The organism is Myxococcus xanthus (assembly GCF_006402735.1).
Classification (GTDB): Bacteria; Myxococcota; Myxococcia; order Myxococcales; family Myxococcaceae; genus Myxococcus; species Myxococcus xanthus_A.
On record NZ_CP017174.1, the window covers coordinates 7,618,176 to 7,635,572 of the forward strand.

A 17,397-nucleotide genomic window follows, 5' to 3' on the forward strand; every position below is an offset into this window, starting at 1 on the left:
GGCGCCGCGTGAAGCGGAGCACCCGGGGCCTCATCGGCGCGGACAAAGGCCGCGCCGTCACTTCAGACTAGCGAGGCAGCGGCTCGAGGAAGGAGCCGATGAGGACGATGCCCTCGAAGCCATCCTTCGCGCCGTAGACCTCGATGTAGTAGCGGCCGGCCGGAGCGTTGATGAGGTTGCACTTCTCCGACTGGTGGTCCTTCACGCTGCGGCAGTCGTAGTCCGCGTGCGTCGGGGCGCCACCACGCTTGACGTAGAGGTCGGGGTTGCCCTTGCCCTCGCCCGTCTGGATGTAGATGTTGTTCTTCCCCTGGCCCGGGCGACGCTCCGGCACGTCCAGGATGAACACCTGCGAGGAGCCCGCCGCGCCCGAGAGGTTCTCCACGGCAATGCCGCTCTCGATGGGGACGTAGCCACCCTCCCAGGTCACGGTCAGCGTGGCGTCGGAGTACGCACGGTAGCCGTTCAGCATCGCGTACCACTTGCCGTGCTGCGGAGCCGCGAAGGTGCAGACCTCGTTGTTGCCACCGGCGTACGGGCGGCAATCGTACAGCGCGGTGGTGGGCGCGCTGTTGTAGCGGACGTACAGGTCCGCGTCACCCGTGCCACCCGACAGGGTGAACCGCAGGTTGTAGGCACCTTCCGGCACCGTGACCTCGAAGTACTTCTTCTCGTTGGCGCCACCCGACACGACGACCGGCGTGTCCTTGCCGATGGGGTCCGTCGGCGGAGGCGGAACCGGGACGCTGACGCCAACGGCCTTCCACGCGTTCGACACCGACTCGATGGTGGCGGCGTCGTAGCCGAGCTGCGCCGCGGCCTGCTCCGAGATGGTCTTCGCGGCCTCGAAGTTGGACGTCGGCACCATCAACGTGTTGGCCTTGTAGAAGATCTGCGCGGCCTTCTCGATGCCGATGCCCGCCACCACGATGGTGCTCTTGCCACGCGGGTGCGTGCCACCCTGCGACAGGAGGTAGAACGCCAGGTTGGAGATACCGGAGCTGTAGTGCACGCCGGTACCGGGCACGTAGTTGTGGTAGTGGTCGAGCGAGTCGCCATCCAGCGCCGGGTCGTTCATGTAGCGCAGGGCGTCGTTCGGGATGGACGGGGTCCACACGTCGTCGCCAATCAGCCAGTGACGCGGGGAGACCTCGTCCGCGCCGTCGCCGTACCACTCGCACACCGCGCCGAACACGTCGGACATCGACTCGTTCAGGCCGCCGGACTCACCCGAGTAGATGAGGTCCGACTCGTTGTCCGTCACGGCGTGGGTCAGCTCGTGCGCCGTCACGTCCAGCGAGTTGGCCAGGTTGGTGGCCGTCACGCCGTCGCCATCGCCGTACACCATCTGGGTACCGTCCCAGAAGGCGTTCACGTAGTTGACGCGGTGGTGCACCGTGCTGATGAGCGTGCCACCCACGTTGTCGATGGAGTCACGGCCGAACAGGGTGTTGTAGCAGTCGTAGACGGTGCCCAGGTGGTCGTAGTTGGTGTTGACCACGGGGTCCGCCACCGGCACCGCGCCCTCGATGCGCACGACCGCGCCCGGCAGGATGCTGGTGTTGTTGCCGTTGTGGAGGCGGCGGTCGAGGGATTCCTTGATCTGCGGGATGCGCAGCATCACATCGGCGTTGCGCGCGTCCACCAGGACCCAGTCGCGAACAGGCGTGCCGTCCGCCTTGTTGCCGTGCTGGACGACCTTGTACATCAGGCGCAGCTCGTCATCGACGCGCCAGTACACCAGCTCCGGGTTCTTGTCGGTGACCCAGCCCTTGAGCGTCTCGCGGTCGGAGTCCACCGCGGACGTGGCAATCTCACCCGCGATGGTCGCCTTCAGTTCGGCGCGCAGGTCGCTGCGGACGTTGGTGTTCGCCGCGAACACCTTGCCGTTGCGCGCGTGCAGGATCAGCTCGCCGCCCAGCACCGGGAGGTTGTTGTGCTTCACGGCATAGCGGTAGTGGCTGTCACCCTGCTTGTCCGTGTGCGCCTTCTTGAAGACCAGGTTGCCCGGCTCCAGGCGGAACGTCGGCGCCACGGCGTCGACGACCGGGGCCAGCGCGGACGCGTTGAGCGCCTTGGGGCCAGCGGCCGGAATATCCGGCAGGGCAATCGACAGACCGGTGACGAACTGCGCCACCTTCTGGTCGTCCGTCAGGACGACCTTCGCGCCATTCTCCAGCGTCGCCGCCTTCGCGGCATCCGTAGGCTTGTCGGCCTCGGGGGCAGGGGTGGACTCGTTGCAACCGACAACGACAGACAGCGCCGCGATACCGAGCGCTCCGCGAACTCTCTTCTGCACCATGTAATCCTCCTAAGCGGAAAGATTAGGAAGCACGATGACACAGGGATGGCACGTATTTCAAGGTTGCGCGATTATTTCAGTTGTTATCCTCTTCTTAGATTTCAGGCTAATTACGATTAATCCTTTGCTTCCACGGACTTACGGAGTCCACTTCCAGTGCGGGCAACCTGTCACGTGACGTGACAGGTCGTCCAGGCGGGCCTCGGTTTTCCACAGGTTTTGTGAACTCCGTGCCGAACTCCGGGTCCGCCCGCGCGCGTGCGGCAACACTGGCATCGACGTGGCTGGCCATTACGCTTCCTGTCCGGGAGGCAACGATGCGCGCATTGCAGCTACAGCGGCTGGACGGCCCTGACGGGCTCCAACTGGTGGACGTGCCCGAGCCCGAGGCGGGGGACTCGGTGCTCATCGACGTGGTGGCGGCCGGGGTGAGCTTTCCGGACCTGCTGCTCACCCGGGGGCAGTACCAACTCAAGCCCGCCCTGCCCTTCATTCCAGGCGTGGAGGTGGCGGGCGTGGTGCGGCAGGCACCCGCGGGCGCGGCGGTGAAGCCCGGGCAGCGGGTGATGGCCTTCAGCTTCGGGTTGGGCGGCTTCGCCGAGGTGGCCGCGATTCAGCCGGAGATGGTGTTCCCCATCCCCGCGGACTGGAGCTTCGAGGCGGCCGCGGGCGTGGTGATGAACTACCACACGGCGCACTTCGCGCTGCACCGGCGAGGCCGGCTCAAGGCGGAGGAGCGTGTCGTGGTCCATGGCGCCGCGGGAGGCGTGGGCACGGCGGCGGTGCAGGTGGCGCGCGGCGCGAAGGCGCGCGTCATCGCCGTGGTGAGCGACGAGCGCAAGGCGGACGTCGCCCGGCGGGCCGGCGCGCATGAGGTGCTGCTGTCGACCGGAGACTGGGTCGCGCAGGTTCGGGAGAAGACGGGCGGCCTGGGTGCCAACGTGGTGGTGGACCCGGTGGGCGGCGACATCTTCGACAAGAGCCTCAAGTGCCTGGCGCCCGAAGGCCGGCTGCTGGTGGTGGGCTTCGCGAGCGGGCGCATCCCCGAGGTCCAGGTGAACCGGCTCCTGCTGCGCAACATCGACGTGGTCGGCGTGGCATGGGGCGGCTTCCTCCTGCACGAGCCATCCCTGACGCCCACCATCGCCAAGGACCTGGAGGCCATGGCGGACCGTGGTGTGCTCACGCCCGTCGTGGGCCCGGTGTTCCCGCTGGAGCAGGGCGCGCAGGCCCTGCGTGAGCTCGACGCCCGGCGCGCCACGGGCAAGGTGGTGCTGCGCATGCGCGAAGGCTGACATGGCCTGGAGGCACCGGCGCGGGAGTGCTCGCGCCCGGTGCCCGTTGATTGACCGCCGGGCATGCGACCTGCTGCGTGCGGCCACGCCCGGCGCTGCCTTCTTCGCGGGCGGACCCCACCTTGGTGCAGGAGGTGAAGGCACCATGGCGGATGACCCCTTGGAGCGGCAGCACCAGCGCGAGCGGGAACAGGAGCGCAAGCGCCTGCGCGAGGAGGAGCAGAAGGACCTGGACGTGGAGTCCCACCGGGGCCCCCGGCCCCTGGAAGGCTACGCGGGCGGCCACACCACATGGACGGGCCAACAGGATGATGACTCCGCCCGCCGTGTCCATGCAGGCGATGCCCAGGCCTCCTGGGAAGCCAGCGAACGGCAGGCGCGACTGGAGCCGGAACCCGAGCCCGCCGGCAGTGAGGACGAACCGCCGCCGGGTGGCGAGCGCTCCCGATGAAGCGCGGCCCACAACGCGTGGGTCAACGAAGCTCGGGCACCTCGCGCTCCAGCGTCTCCGCCGCGCGCGCATCCTTGGGCAGGCCGAAGCGCTGGCGCGAGCACGCCAGCAACTGCCCCGCGTAGACGGTGTCCTCGATCGCCTCCTGGAAGCGGCCCAGCTGCGCCAGCGTGCGTGCCCGCTCGTCCACCAGCCGGGCCAGGATGCGGGCCTGCTCCGCGTGTGAGAACAGGCGGACCACGGAGCGCGCGTCGAAGCACACCAGTGTGTCGAACTCCATGCCCAGCGTGGCCGTGCAGGCTTCGCGGATGTGCAGGAGGCTCGTGTCCAGGGCCGCCTCTGCCCGTGCCCGGGCGATGTCCGGAGCCAGGCGGCCGAGCTCACGCACGGCATTCAGGGTGAAGGCGTAACGCAGGACAGGCATGCGGATGGGAACTACACCCCAGCCGCGAGGATTCATCCACTCATTGCGTGTGTCGAGTGCCGCACCCAGGCCCGCCTCGGGGCGCTCCCGCGAAAGAACGCCACTGGCCGGGATGGAATGGCGCCGACTACAGTTTCTCGTCGCGTTCCAGTCACCCCCACCAAGGACGACGAGACATGAAGGACCTGGACGCCATCCTCCGCGCGCGGGCGCAAGCTCGCGGCCCCCTGGTCCTGGCCACGGTGGTCGAGGTATCGGGCTCCGCCTACCGGCGGCCGGGGGCGAGGATGTTGATGAGCGAGGACGGATGGCTCGCGGGCGGCATCAGCGGCGGCTGTCTGGAGGCCGACGTCGTCCGCAAGGCCTTCTTCTGGACCACCACCGGGCCCCGCCTGCTGCGCTACGACTCCACCAGCGACACCTCGGAGGACGAAGGTGCCTTCTCCTTCGCGCTGGGCTGCAACGGCGTGGTGGACGTGCTGCTGGAGCGCTGGGAGGCGGGCGCGGGCGAGGCCCTCACCTTCGCCGCCGAGGCGCGGGGAGCGGGACGCCGGGCGGTGGTGGCGACGGTGTACCGGGGCCCCGCGAACGCCGTGGGTTCCCGGTTGAGGCTCCGCGATGACGGCACCGAAGCGGGCCAGCTGTCCGGCGCACTGGGAGACGCCGTGCGCGAAGCCGCACGCGAGGCGCTGGAGGCGGGCCGGACGTGGAGTGGCCCCTGCGGCGGCGCGGACGTGCTGGTGGAAGTCGTGGAGCCGCCCCATCCCCTGGTGCTCTTCGGCAGCGGCTTCGACGTGGCCCCGCTGGTGAACCAGGCCGCGGCCCTGGGCTGGCATGTCACGGTGGTGGCGGACCGGCCCGCACAGGCCCTGCGGCGCCGCTTTCCCCAGGCCCATACGGTGGTGTCGGCGAAGGCCCCGGACGCGCCCGGTGCGGTGCCCCTGTCGCCCCGTACGCTGGCCGTGCTGATGACACACAGTCTGCCGCAGGACCGCGAGCTGCTGGCGCGGCTGCTCCCACGGCCCCTGCGCTATCTGGGCGTGTTGGGACCTCGCTCGCGCACGGACCGGTTGCTCGCGGAGCTGCCCTCCCCGCCCACCGACGCGCACCTGGAGAAGCTCCACGCGCCCGTGGGCCTGGACCTGGGCGCGGAAGGCGCGGAGGAAATCGCCCTGTCCATCATCGCCGAGCTTCAAGCGGTGGTCTCCGGACGCGCGGGCGGCAAGCTTCGCGAGCGGCGCGCGCCCATCCACACCGCCGCGCCCCCTCCGGTGCGGAGGCTCGCATGACGGTGGGCGTGGTGCTGCTGGCCGCGGGCGGCTCCTCGCGGCTGGGCCACCCCAAGCAGTTGGTGCATTACCAGGGCACGACGCTGGTGCGGCGCGCCGCCGAGGCCGCGGCCTGCTTGCGATGCGGCCCCGTGGTGGTGGTGCTGGGCGCGTCGCGGGATGCGGTTGCCGCGGAGCTCACGGGCCTCGCCGTGCGCACCGTGGACCATGCGGACTGGGCCACGGGCCCTGGAGGCTCACTGCGCGCGGGGCTCGGTGCGCTGCGGGAGACGGAGCCCCCGGCGCTGGACGCAGTGCTCGTGTTGCTGTGCGACCAGCTTCGCGTGGATGCCGCACACTTGCGGACGCTGCTGGATACCTTTGAACGGACTCGCGCGTCCGTGGTGGCCTCCGCCTACGAGGACACCCAGGGCGTGCCCGCCCTCTTCGCGCGTGACGTCTTCCCGGAGCTGGATGCGCTCAGCCCGGGCCAGGGCGCGCGCGGTGTGATTGCGCGCGTGGCCTCGCGCGTGGTGGACGTCCCGCTGCCCGGCGGTGGCGACGACGTGGACACGCCCGAGGATGTCTCGCGGCTGACGTGAACCGAGCCCGCATCCGTCGCGCCGCGAATACGCGCATCGGCCCGGAGGCCGGCCCTCTGGTACGTCAGTGCGTATTGCCACCGCCGCGCACCGCTCCCCACCTTCTGCGCGCAGGACTTTCAGCAAAGGGGGGCTCATGTCCAGATTCAGGTTCCCGGCGGCGCTGGCCGCCTCGGCGGTGATGTGTTTCTCGGTCGGCTGCTCCAGGCACGCCAAGACATCCCAGGGCGGGAGGCCACCCACGGCGCAGCAGATGCCACGGCAGGGCGAAGGCCTGCCGCCCAACGCGCAGGCGGAGATGAAGCGGGACTGCCCCATGGACGTGTCCGGCGCACAGGCACGCGCGGAGGACATCCCGGAGGGCGTGGCCCTCATCATCGTCACGCAGGAAACCGACAAGGTGGCGGACCTCCAGCAGCGCAGCCGGAGGATGATGCAGTTCCAGCAGCAGCACGGGACAGGCGGCAGCGGCATGGCCCAGCCACCGGGCGTCGACTACGACGAGATGGGCGGCCGCGAGGAGCCGGGCTCCGCGGGCGCACCGTCGGTGCCGTCCATCGCCAGCGTGCACGACTCTCCGGAGGGCGTCGTCATCGTCTACACCGCCGTCGACCCGGCCCGGCAGGACAAGCTGAGCTCCGAAATCCACCGGAACGCGAAGTACCTGGACACGGGGAAGTGCCCGGGGATGGCGGCGGACTGAGCCCGACATGAGGCCAGCGCCCGAGGCCCTGCCCCCCGCGTCGTCCAGGTGGGCCAGGCGCTGGCTTCATCCCCCGAAGACGCCAGCCGTCACGCCAGCGGCGGCAGGTGCGTCAGGAGCCGCTGCAGGTCCGGCTGCAGCTCATCCGGCGAGGCGCTCGCGAGCACCTCCACCGGATGCGTGCCCCAGGTGACGGCGTAGGTCCGCAGCCCCGCCGCCTGTCCCGCGCGCAGGTCCAGCGCGGTGTCCCCCACCATCCACAACCCGCCCGTGCCCAGCGCCGCCAGCGCGTGGTGGATGACGTCGGGCGCGGGCTTGTGCGGAAAGCCATCCGTGCCCTGGACGTGGTGGAGCAACGGGCCCAGGCCCATGGCGTCCACGAACTTGCGCGCCATGTCGGGGCGCTTGGTGGTGGCCACCGCCAGCAGGTAGCCCCGCTCGCGCAGCGCGCGCAGCACCTCCACCACTCCCGGATAGGGCCGTGAGCGCCGGTGGAAGTTGAGCGGGTAGTGCTCACGGTAGGCCACGCACAACGCGGGGACGTGGTCCGGGGCGAACTGGCTGTACATCCAGTCCAGCGGATGGCCGATGAGCGCACGAACCTGCTCGTACGTCGGCGCCGGAAGCCCCAGGTGCCTGAAGGCATGGAGGAAGCTGTCGATGATGTCCGGCAGCGAGTCCACCAGCGTGCCGTCGAGGTCGAAGAGGATGCCGCGAGAAGTAGAAGCGCTCACGCACCTTCCATACCCCCTCTCGCGCCCCCTGTCCTCCCTCCGGACTCAGGGCGAGGCGTGCTCCGTCGGAGCAGCGGGCGCCTGCTCCAGGACGCACATCCACAGCCGCTCCTCCTGCACACAGCGCGTACCGCGAATGGCGCGGAACTCATGGAGCCGCTGCGGAATGGAGAGGTAGAGGGTCTCCGGGTCGAGCTTGCCCGCCCGGATATCGTCGTCGAGTCCCAGGCAGTAGGGCTGCGCGCGCGAGTCGTCCAACCGCGCGACGTAGCCGCTGTTGAAGGTGAGCCCCAGCCGGTAGGCGCGGTAGGCCCAGCGGTGGAAGTCCATGGGCCCGGCGCGGCAGCCCCGCCCGGAGCCGTCATGCATCTGCGGCGGGTAGAGCACCAGGTGCTTGCGCCCCACGGCGGCCTCGCGCAGCGCCTCGGACGGCTGCGTGTTCCAGGCCGGCCCTTCCTTCGCCTGATGGCCTCGCCCCAGGTTCACATCGAAGGCCTGCAGCACCAGCGCCAGGGCCAGGAGCGACGGCGCCACCGTGGGCCGGGGCAGGCGGATGAGGGCGAGCGAGGAGCCCAGCGCCAGCAGGTAGTACAGCGGCCACACGAAGCGGCCGGAGGAACGGAAGGGCTCCACCCACCGCATCACCGGCGCGTAGAGGCCCGTCAGGTCCGCGATGAGTTCACCTTGCAGGGTGATGCGCGAGGACAGCGCGAAGAAGCCCAGGCCCAGCGTCACCAGCCCCACCGGCACCAGCCTGCGCCATTGCCGCGCGACGAGCGGCGCGTCCCGCACGAGCAGGATGAGCGCGGCCCAGAGCGCGAAGAGCACGCCCAGCCCCAGGTAGCCGAAGCCTTCGTACTGGGCGCCCTGCCTCGGCAGCGAACCCAGGAAGCGCGACCAGGAGTCCCGGTAGCCCATCGGATTGACGAACGCCAGGAGGTCCGCGGAGAACCCACCGAAGGCGCCGGCGCCCAGGGTGCGCACCGTGCCGAGGTAGCCCAGCACGTAGAACAGCACCAGCACCACGCCCACGTTCACCACGGCGCCCAGCAGGGGCCACCGCCAGGGCAGCTTGCGCTCCAACGCGGTCCGCACGCACAGCGCCAGCGCGAGCGGCAGCACCATGGCGGTAATCACGGGGTGCACGCCCGCGGCGAACACACACAGCGCCAGCGCGATGCCCAGCGCCTGCGTCGCCTCGCGCGCGTCCCGCTGAGGAATCAGGTTCAGCCCCACCAGCAGCACGATGGTCCAGTGCGCGCACAACGCTTCGTGCGCCATGCTCATGCGCGCCAGCAGCGTGGGCGACAGCACGAGCAGCGCGCCCACCAGCCATTGCTGCGGCACCGTCGCGCCCATCCGCCGCGCCACCCACGCGGACGAAGCGCCCTGGAGCACCAGGCACATGCACATCCACGGTCCGATGTACTGGAAGTCGGCGGGCAGCAGGCTGGAGAACGGCCGCAGCAGCAACGCCACCCAGGGGATGGCGTCCATGTAGCCAAGCGTCGTCCCGAGCGGATGCAGGTAGCCGTCGATGGCGCCCAGCGGAAAGCGGAGCGGTTCGTTTCGGAAGAACAGCCAGCCCAGCAGGTGCTGGCTGAAGTCGTCACGGATGAGCCAGGCCAGGCGCGTGGGATTCAGCGCCGCCGGACCGTAGATGGCCAGGAACGCCAGCAGCCCCACCACGGCGGCCCCCAGCGGGCCCGCGTTCGCCACGACGAACGATGCAACCGTGTCCAAGATGCGCCGCAGCCGCTCGGGCAGGGCGGGCCTCATGAGCGGCACTCACGCGGGGCGACAGAGACGAAGGTGACGCGCGCTTCGGGCATGGAAGCGCCGCTTGAAGCACAGCCGTTTCAGGGGCGTCAAGCAGCCCCGGCGCAGACAGGGGTGCCCCTGCCCTCCATCTCCACAGCCTCCACATCCTCGGGCTCCGAGGTGAGTCGCCACAGGGCGTCCTCCAGGAAGCCCAGCGCGCCACGCAGGTCCGACGAGGCGGCCTCGGGCGGAGCGCACCGGGCCCGCGCGATGCGCTGGCGCACCGACTCGAAAGCCCGCTGCGCCCGCGCGACGTCGTCCCGGGCCGCCCGTGCCTCCGCCAGGTCCACCGCCGCGCGGAGCAGCGCGGCCAGCTCGCGCAGCACCGGGTCGTCCCGCAGCTCCGACGCGCCCTCCAGCACGACGAAGCTCGCCTCCGCCGCCGCTGCGTCTCCCACGCACGCCTCCACCACGGCCCGGTACACCGCGAAGCGCAGCACCTGCCCGCGCGACACGCGCCCCAGGCCGGACACCGCCTCCGACAGCCGTGCCCAGGCTTCGCTCCACGCCCCCAGGGCCAGCTCCGCGCGCCCCAGCTCGCCCAGCGCGGTGCCCTCCAGCAGCCGCTGCCCCAGCTGCCGGCCAATGCGCACAGCGGCCAGCAGGTGCTCGCGCGCCTCCTGCGGGCGCCCTTCCTCCAGCAGGTAGCAGCCCAGGTTGAGGCGAGCCAGCGCATGCCCCGCCCGGTCTCCCACACTGGCCGAACGCGCCATCGCATCCTCCAGCAGGCTCATCGCCTCGCGCGTGCGCCCCATCTCCCCGATGGCCACCGCGCAGTTGGACAGGAAGCCCACCTCGAACGTCACGTCGCCCACGCCGTGGAAGAGCGCCTGCGCCGCGCGCAGGTGGGGAATGGCCGCCTCCGCGCCGCAGCGCGCCTGCTCCACCAGCCCCAGGTTGCCCACTGTGTAGGCATCCAGCCAGCGGTCGCCCTCCGACGACAGCAGCCGCGCCTCGCGCACCAGCTCCCAGGCTTGGGACAGCTCGCCTTCGTGACGAGCCACAATCGACAGGTCCACCAGCACGCGCTTCTCGCCCGCCACCGCGCCCAGCCTCCTCAGCGACGCGCGTGCGCACTCCAAATCCCTGCGGGCCGACACCAGGTCGCCCGCCTCCAGGAACACGCGGCCACGCACCGCCACGGCCTCGGCCACCAGCCTGGGCGCGCCCATCACCCGGTCCGTCAGCGCCAGCGCCGCGTCCAGCCGTTCGAGCAACAGGCGCACCGGGCCCCGTGTCACCACCTCCGGCTCCAGCGCCACCAACGCCTCCAACGCCCGCTCCACCGAGCGCGCCGTCGCGGGCGTCACGGCCAGGGCGTTGTCACACGCCGCCAGGAGGTTCTCCCGCTCCAGCGCCAGCCGCTGCAAGGCCTCCGCGCCGCCCTGGCTGCGCACCTGCGCGCGCAGGCCGTGGGCCAGCGACAGGTACCAATCCGCGTGCCGCTCCGCCAACGCGGCCACATTGCCCACGCCCTCTTCGGCCAGCCGGGCCGCGGCGTACTGACGGATGCTCTCGTACTGGCCCAGCCGGGAGTCACCGCCGGGCAGCTCCGCCTCCAGCACGCGCAGCAACGACTTGGCGCGCAGCGACTGGAGCACGTCCAGCACGGCGGGCCCGTCCGGGGGCAACCCCAGCACCGCTTCCGCCGCCTCCAGCGTGAAGCCGCCACGGAACACCGAGCAGCGCGCCAGCGCGGCCCGCTCCTCCGGTTCCAGCAGGTTCCAGGACCAGTCGATGGCTCCTCGCAGCGTCGCCTGCCGCGCGCGGCCGTCACGCCGTCCCGTGCGCAGGAGTTCGAAGCGACGCGTGAGCCGCTCCCGAAGCTGGCTCACGCTCAACAGCGCCATGCGCGCGGCGGCCAGCTCGATGGCCAGTGCGATTCCATCCAGCTGCCGCACGATGTCCGCGACCTTCGGTGCCTCGCCGGCCGTTAGCTCGAAGTGGCCTCGGGCTTCGCGCGCCCGCTGCGCGAACAGCCGCACCGCGTCCGACCGGACCAACTCCTCCAGCCGTGACTCGCCCTCCTCCGGCACCGAGAGCGGCGCCAGGTCCAGCAGTCGCTCACCGGGAAGGCCCAGCGCCTCGCGCGACGTCGCCAGGAAGCGCGCGCGAGGCGCCAGTTGGAGCCAGCGCCCCAACGTAGCGGGCAGGTGCTGCACGGCCTGCTCCAGGTTGTCGAGGATGAGCAGCACGTCACCACAGTCGTTCAGCGCGCGCCCCAGCCGCTCCGCCGGCTCGGTCGGGTCGCCGTCCGCGCGCAGGGGGATTCCCAGCGCATGGCCCACCGACAGGCAGAGCGCCTCCGCTGTCTGGGCCTCGGCCAGCTCACACAGCCACACCCCGCCCTCCCATTCCCCCGACTCCAGCTCCAGCGCACCAAAGGACGTGGCCAGCCGGGTCTTGCCCATGCCGCCCGGCCCCAGCAGCGTGACGAGCCGCGTGCCGTCCACGAGCCAGCGGCGGAGCAACCCGAGTTCGATGCCTCGCCCCACCAGTCCCTCTTGGAGCACGGGCACGTTCCCCTGCCGATCTCTCGGCGCACGTGGAACTCCGAAGCGCCGCTCCGACAGGTGCGCGGGCAGCACCTCCACCAGGGCCACGGCATCATCGATGCCCTTCAATCGGAACGCGCCCAGGGGACGCACCGCGGGCCGGCCCAGCGGCTCCAACCCCTGCGCGGCCTGCGCCCAGGCGCCGCCACTCACCAGGACCTGACCTCCATGGCCCGCGGCCGCCACGCGCGCCGCCACGTTCACCATGCGACCCAGGTAGTCCGTCCGGCCGGAGCGCGCATCCACGCGGCACTCCGGCTCGCCCACGTGCACGCCCATGCGGACCCGCAGGCCCCGGAACAACAGGCCTCCGGGCCCCACCTCTTCGGCGGCCTCGGGCTGGGAGAGGATGTCCACCGGCCAGGGCGCGCGCAGCAGCACGTCCTGCGCCTCCAGGCACCACGTCAACGCCTCCAGCACCGAGGGGAACGCAATCATGAAGGAGTCCCCCTGCGTCTTCACCTCGTAGCCGGTGCTGCCGACCAGCAGGGAACGCAGGGCGCGGTCATGCACCTCCAGCGCGTCACGCATGCCCGCGCCACAACGCTCCCACAGCCGCGTGGAGCCCTGGACGTCGGTGAAGACCAGCGCCACGGAGCCCTCGGGAGGCGTCGCGGAGGCCGGCTGGGATTCCTGGCCGGGCAGTGCCCTCAGCATGCCCGCCGCGGAGCCTGCCAGCCTTCTGGAGGACACATCACCCATCGCACGCTCCTGCGATGCCAGTTCCCGATGAAGAGATGACACCACGCGGACCGAACACCGCCCATGCGTGACGGGCACATGCTCCGGGCCTCAACACAGACAGCATCCGGCACGAGACGCTCGCGCGCGGACGCGTCCACAACGCCACGGCCCACTCGTCCCGGGAGGCACCGCCGGTGTGAACCCCGTGCCCACCTCCAGCACGCCTCGACTGTCCGCGACTGCAAACATTGCCCGTGGGTACGGGTTGTCCGCATGCATCCCCGGTGCAAATTTTCGCGCCGGCCACCCTTCACCATGCCCGCACTCCTCGGGGTGGCCCCGCCCGGACACTTGCACCGCGAGCCGTCCGGCGACCTGGACCCACTGGGGAGTCGATGAAAAAGACACTGTTTCCGAAGACGTTTCCGATGCTCGCCCTGACGATGCTTGGCATTGCTGGCTGCGAGCCTCTGCCGCCAGACGCCGTGTCCCCGACCGGCGCGCTGACGCAGCCGCAGGATTCGTTCAACGGGCTGTCCTTCAATGGCCTGTCCTTCAACGGGCTGTCTTTCAATGGCCTGTCGTTCAACGGGCTGTCCTTCAATGGCCTGTCGTCGGAAGCCTTCAACACCTGGTTCCAGGCCAATCCCTCACTGGCCGACATGGCGATGCGCTACGTGGTCCGCTGCGCCGTGCCCGCGGGGCAGACGCGCACCTACACGGCCCCCACGACGGAGCAGTCGTACACCTGGGAAGGCGGCCTGGGGCTGGCGCCGGACTGGGCCAGGGGAAGCCCGGCCACGGTGGCCGAACAGCAGGTCGTCTCCGCGTGCCTGGCGGCCCACGCCAACCGGCTGGGGGAGGAGCTGCTCATCTCCGTCCTCGGCCTGGACGGCGCGGGCGCCGTCATTCCCTACACGGCGCAGGAGCTCGCCACGCACTCCCGGAAGGAGTCGTGTTTCTTCGGCAACCTCTTCAATTCAGAAGGCATCCACGTGGGGGCGGAGCGCGCTCCGCTGGGTCCCCAGGAGAGCACCTCGCGCGCCTGCGCGGGCCTGCTCCACGACGGCACGGAGACGCTCGTGCCCTGCGCACCCATGGTGTACGTGGGCGCCTGCACGTCCCACTGCACGCTGGACTCGAGCGGCCTCTACTACGAGACGTGCACGCTCGGCGGTGTCACCTACCGCCCCATCACCACGCGACTGTCCCCCACGAACGTGAATGTGTGCGGAGACACCCTATGTCAGGCCACGGAGCAATGTGGCACCTCCAACCGGTACGACAGCTGCGCACAGGATTGCGGCCCCTGCCCGTGAGGTGAGCCGCGCGAGCGTCTGCTGTTAGACGCTTTTCGCGTGCGCGCGGCGGAATGGATTGGAAGGCGCATGGGCGTGGCTACTTCCCTCTCTCATGCACCTCACCCCATCCCGCCCCATCCCCCTGGGCCTGCCCCGCGCGCTGCTCGTCGCGAGCGTGCTGCTGGCCTCGACGTCCCACGCCCAAACCACGCCGCTGGAAGACAACAACCGCATCACCGCGGGCTACATCGAACTGGCCTATGAAGTCGGCGGCCTGCTGGACCCCACCCTCACCCCGGGTGGCACCAGCGCCGTGCGGCCCAATTGGTTCGTCTTCGCGCCGCACGCCTCGCGCACCGGCGGCGAAGGCCTTCTCGGCGCGTCACTGGCCCGGAGCGTCATCCGCGCCGCCCGCGGTCAGCCGTCCCTGTCGCTTCAGCAGGCGCTGGGACGCGTGGGACTCACGGGCGCCCTGCATCTGTCCGTCCAGCAACTGGGCCTGCGGTTGGTGCTGACGGGCCTGCCCTTCGACGTGGCTGCGTCCCTCGCCTCGCTCACCACGGCGCTGAATGGCGCGGCCCTGCTGGACCCGCGCACGCTGCTCACCACCACGTCGCGCTTCGCCGCGCTCTACGCGAGCGCGCCCGGCGTGCGCCCGCTCGACAAGGCGGAGCGCATCGTGGACACGCTGGAGCGCACGCTCAACGAGAGCAACCTCGCCATCTTCACGGACATCGGCGGCTCGGGGCGCCTCTACATGGACTGGCGCGCGGGGGCCGGCGTGGTGACGCCCGAGCGCGTGCTGACGGAGTTCACGCTGGTGGGCGCGGTGCCCGCCCAGTCCCGGCAGGCCTATGACTACGCGCTCGCGCACGCCTTCGACACGCCGCGCCCGTTCAAGTTCGACACCCTCTTCCCCGGCATGCACTGGAAGAGCCTGCTGGTCGCGGCCTTCGCGCTGTACGAAGAGGCCCATCTGGCGCCCACGCCGGCCGCGCGCGACGCGCTGATTGCCATGGGCAACAACTACATCGCCTGGCGCGAGCAGCACGACATGGCCCAGCCTGTCTTCTCCCCTGCCGTCCAGCGCCCGGACGAGGTGTCGCGCGTCGAGCTGCTGCGCGCCATCACCCCGCTGCTGTCCACGGACTTCGGGACGATGACGTGGACGTACGCGGACTTCGCCTACAGCCAGCCGGACCGCGACGGCAACCCACTCACCTCGCCGCCCACTGAGTACAACTGGGCCATCTTCTGGGACCGCTGGACGGGCATTCTCTTCGCATTCGACGCGGCCTATCTTCAGCCCACGGCGCTCTGGGTCATGCCTGAACCCCTGGTGGACCCCACGGCGGCAGCGAACGGAGGCTGAGCGCGCATGGGCGAGTCGGGGCGGCCTGGGGGGGGCCGGAAACGGGGACGCAGGGACCGGCGCCGTGAGCCTCCTGACACACCAGGAGACCCTGCGAGCGCCGCGCCGGACGGCTTGACGCCTCCGGATGGCCGGGAGACCTTCCCGGCCCCCATGAGACTCGCTCCGTCTTCCGAGCCCGGTCGTCCCTCGGAGCCGCCCCCCGCAGTCACCACCACCGAGCTGCCTGCTCACGCCGCCGACGAGGTCAGCCTGTCCGCCGAGGCCCGGTTGTGTGTGCTGCAGGAGATGATGGGCGAGGCCTTCTTCACGCTCGACGCCCACGGCCGCGTCCGCGAGCTGAACACGCACGCCGCCGCCCTGCTGGGGATGTCAGCCGAGCAGGTGCGCGGCCAAGAGCCCTGGCTTGCCCAGCCCGGGCTTTCGGGCACGGTGATGCACGAACGGCTGATGACGGCGCTGACCACACGCGAGGGCGGCCGCTTCCTGGCGGAGCTGCCGTCGCGGACCTGGCTGGAGGTGACGGTCCGCGTGGTGGGTGACGAGACGTGGGTGCTGGCCACGGACATCACCCAGCGCCAGCACGCGGAGAATGAAGTGGCGCGCACCGAGGAGCGCTTCCGCCAGCTGGGCGAGCGCTTCCAGGTGGCGCTCGACTCCGCGCAGATGGCCGTCTGGGAGACGAACCTCGTCACCGGCCAGGTGTTCCGCTCCGAGGCACATGACCGGCTCTACGGCTACGCACAGCCACAGGCGGAGTGGACGCACGAGAAGTTCCTCGCCTCCATCCACCCGGAGGACCGCGCGGAGGTGGAGGCCCAGGTCTCCGCGCTCTTCACCCGGCACGTGGACGCCTACACGTCCACCTTCCGCACCCGCTGGCCGGACGGGAGCTGGCACTGGCTCACCAGCCGGGCGTCGGTGATTCGCGACGCCACGGGCAACGTCGCGGTGGTGCGCGGGGCCATCCTGGACATCACCGCGCTGAAGGAGACGGAGGCCGCGCTGCAGGAGGCGGTGCGCACGCGGGACGACTTCCTCTCCATGGCCAGCCACGAGCTGCGCACGCCGCTGACGTCCCTGCGCCTCCAGTTGCAACTGCTGCGGCGCCTGGGCGCCTCCGCGCCGACCGCGACGCTCGGCTCGGACAAGGTCGCCGGGAAGCTGGACAACACGGAGCGCCAGCTGCGCAGGCTGGGCGCGCTGGTGGACAACCTGCTGGACGTCAGCCGCATCCAGACGGGGAAGCTGGACTTCCAGTTCGCTGACGGAGACCTGTCCGGCGTGGTGTCGGACGTCGTCTCCCGCTTCGCCGAGGAGGCCCGTCTGGCGGGCGTGCTCCTGGACTCGCACGTGGACGCGCCGGCCCCGTGCCGCTTCGACCGGCTGCGCATGGAGCAGGTGGTGAGCAACCTGCTCACCAACGCCTTCCGTTATGGCGCGGGCAAGCCGGTGAAGGTGTCGCTGAAGCACGCTCCGGACAGGACGCGGCTGGTGGTGCAGGACAGCGGACCGGGCATCCCCGCCGCGGACAGGGATCGCGTCTTCGAGCGCTTCACCCAGGGCGACAACGCCCAGCGGCGCGGCGGCCTGGGGCTGGGGCTCCACATCGTCCGGCAAATCATCGAAGCGCACGGCGGCCGCGTTCACGTGGAGGAAGCGCCCGGAGGCGGCGCCGCCTTCGTGGTGGATTTGCCACGGTAGGGCAGGTGCCACCCAGTCCGGCGGGGCGGGTGCGGCATCCACTCCTGGACACATGTGGGGCGCCGCCCACGCGGTGACACCCGGCCCTTTCTCCGATTTCTTACACCCTGACGCCTTTCGAGAAGGACTTGGCGCCATCAGTGAATCGGGGTTCGCCGAACACGTGCATGATGCCGTCCCG

The 17,397-nt window shown here is 70.7% G+C and carries 13 protein-coding genes; 8 read left to right on the top strand and 5 right to left on the bottom strand.

The genetic code is table 11. From position 1 onward, the window contains the following. Positions 1 to 67 precede the first annotated feature (67 nt). The gene (locus BHS09_RS31310) at positions 68 to 2,302 is read right to left on the bottom strand and encodes a M4 family metallopeptidase (protein ID WP_140799848.1); all 2,235 of its coding nucleotides are present in this window, start codon (positions 2,300 to 2,302) and stop codon (positions 68 to 70) included. 317 nt (positions 2,303 to 2,619) lie between these two features. On the opposite strand from BHS09_RS31310, the gene BHS09_RS31315 reads away from it, so the two are divergent. Together BHS09_RS31315 and BHS09_RS31320 are read left to right on the top strand one after the other, a co-directional pair. Continuing rightward, the gene (locus BHS09_RS31315; RefSeq protein ID WP_140795080.1) at positions 2,620 to 3,597 is read left to right on the top strand and encodes an NADPH:quinone oxidoreductase family protein; all 978 of its coding nucleotides are present in this window, start codon (positions 2,620 to 2,622) and stop codon (positions 3,595 to 3,597) included. A gap of 145 nt (positions 3,598 to 3,742) precedes the next feature. Then, a complete protein-coding gene (locus tag BHS09_RS31320) occupies positions 3,743 to 4,048 on the top strand; it encodes a hypothetical protein (RefSeq protein ID WP_140799849.1) in 306 nt (101 codons plus the stop codon). A 22-nt stretch (positions 4,049 to 4,070) separates the two neighbouring features. Here the strand turns inward: BHS09_RS31320 and BHS09_RS31325 are convergent, their stop codons facing one another. Continuing rightward, entirely contained in the window at positions 4,071 to 4,472 is a 402-nt protein-coding gene (locus BHS09_RS31325; RefSeq protein WP_140799850.1) for a hypothetical protein, read from the bottom strand. Positions 4,473 to 4,648: 176 nt separating this feature from the next. Between BHS09_RS31325 and BHS09_RS31330 the strand changes: the two genes are divergently transcribed. From BHS09_RS31330 to BHS09_RS31340, 3 genes are all read left to right on the top strand, one after another. Beyond that, positions 4,649 to 5,761 (top strand): XdhC family protein, encoded by a 1,113-nt coding sequence (locus BHS09_RS31330; RefSeq protein WP_140799851.1) that lies wholly within the window; start codon positions 4,649 to 4,651, stop codon positions 5,759 to 5,761. Further along, positions 5,758 to 6,342, top strand: coding sequence for a nucleotidyltransferase family protein (locus BHS09_RS31335; RefSeq protein WP_140799852.1), 585 nt, complete (start codon positions 5,758 to 5,760; stop codon positions 6,340 to 6,342). The genes BHS09_RS31330 and BHS09_RS31335 overlap by 4 nt, the downstream gene beginning before the upstream one ends. A 136-nt stretch (positions 6,343 to 6,478) precedes the next feature. Beyond that, positions 6,479 to 7,045: a hypothetical protein gene (locus BHS09_RS31340; protein WP_237079923.1), complete on the top strand. Its 567-nt coding sequence runs from the start codon at positions 6,479 to 6,481 to the stop codon at positions 7,043 to 7,045. Between the two features lie 89 nt (positions 7,046 to 7,134). Here the strand turns inward: BHS09_RS31340 and BHS09_RS31345 are convergent, their stop codons facing one another. From BHS09_RS31345 to BHS09_RS31355, 3 genes are all read right to left on the bottom strand, one after another. Then, the gene (locus tag BHS09_RS31345; RefSeq protein WP_140799854.1) at positions 7,135 to 7,779 is read right to left on the bottom strand and encodes an HAD family hydrolase; all 645 of its coding nucleotides are present in this window, start codon (positions 7,777 to 7,779) and stop codon (positions 7,135 to 7,137) included. 45 nt (positions 7,780 to 7,824) lie between these two features. Then, positions 7,825 to 9,558: a DUF6311 domain-containing protein gene (locus BHS09_RS31350; protein ID WP_237077612.1), complete on the bottom strand. Its 1,734-nt coding sequence runs from the start codon at positions 9,556 to 9,558 to the stop codon at positions 7,825 to 7,827. Positions 9,559 to 9,647: 89 nt separating this feature from the next. After that, complete coding sequence (locus BHS09_RS31355) at positions 9,648 to 12,935, bottom strand: ATP-binding protein (RefSeq protein ID WP_140795088.1); 3,288 nt, start codon at positions 12,933 to 12,935, stop codon at positions 9,648 to 9,650. Between the two features lie 152 nt (positions 12,936 to 13,087). On the opposite strand from BHS09_RS31355, the gene BHS09_RS31360 reads away from it, so the two are divergent. From BHS09_RS31360 to BHS09_RS31370, 3 genes are all read left to right on the top strand, one after another. Continuing rightward, positions 13,088 to 14,158 carry a hypothetical protein gene (locus tag BHS09_RS31360; RefSeq protein WP_140799855.1) on the top strand — a complete coding sequence of 357 codons (1,071 nt, stop codon included), beginning with the start codon at positions 13,088 to 13,090 and terminating at the stop codon, positions 14,156 to 14,158. A 94-nt stretch (positions 14,159 to 14,252) separates the two neighbouring features. Then, positions 14,253 to 15,512: a hypothetical protein gene (locus tag BHS09_RS31365; protein WP_140795090.1), complete on the top strand. Its 1,260-nt coding sequence runs from the start codon at positions 14,253 to 14,255 to the stop codon at positions 15,510 to 15,512. A gap of 6 nt (positions 15,513 to 15,518) precedes the next feature. Next, complete coding sequence (locus BHS09_RS31370) at positions 15,519 to 17,216, top strand: sensor histidine kinase (protein ID WP_140795091.1); 1,698 nt, start codon at positions 15,519 to 15,521, stop codon at positions 17,214 to 17,216. Positions 17,217 to 17,397 lie beyond the last annotated feature (181 nt).

Excerpts from the sequence above, each read along its gene's own strand:
- BHS09_RS31310 (WP_140799848.1), bottom strand. The coding sequence starts at position 2,302 with ATGGTGCAGAAGAGAGTTCGCGGAGCGCTCGGTATCGCGGCGCTGTCT.
- BHS09_RS31315 (WP_140795080.1), top strand. The coding sequence starts at position 2,620 with ATGCGCGCATTGCAGCTACAGCGGCTGGACGGCCCTGACGGGCTCCAA.
- BHS09_RS31320 (WP_140799849.1), top strand. The coding sequence starts at position 3,743 with ATGGCGGATGACCCCTTGGAGCGGCAGCACCAGCGCGAGCGGGAACAG.
- BHS09_RS31325 (WP_140799850.1), bottom strand. The coding sequence starts at position 4,472 with ATGCCTGTCCTGCGTTACGCCTTCACCCTGAATGCCGTGCGTGAGCTC.
- BHS09_RS31330 (WP_140799851.1), top strand. The coding sequence starts at position 4,649 with ATGAAGGACCTGGACGCCATCCTCCGCGCGCGGGCGCAAGCTCGCGGC.
- BHS09_RS31335 (WP_140799852.1), top strand. The coding sequence starts at position 5,758 with ATGACGGTGGGCGTGGTGCTGCTGGCCGCGGGCGGCTCCTCGCGGCTG.
- BHS09_RS31340 (WP_237079923.1), top strand. The coding sequence starts at position 6,479 with ATGTCCAGATTCAGGTTCCCGGCGGCGCTGGCCGCCTCGGCGGTGATG.
- BHS09_RS31350 (WP_237077612.1), bottom strand. The coding sequence starts at position 9,558 with ATGAGGCCCGCCCTGCCCGAGCGGCTGCGGCGCATCTTGGACACGGTT.
- BHS09_RS31365 (WP_140795090.1), top strand. The coding sequence starts at position 14,253 with ATGCACCTCACCCCATCCCGCCCCATCCCCCTGGGCCTGCCCCGCGCG.
- BHS09_RS31370 (WP_140795091.1), top strand. The coding sequence starts at position 15,519 with ATGGGCGAGTCGGGGCGGCCTGGGGGGGGCCGGAAACGGGGACGCAGG.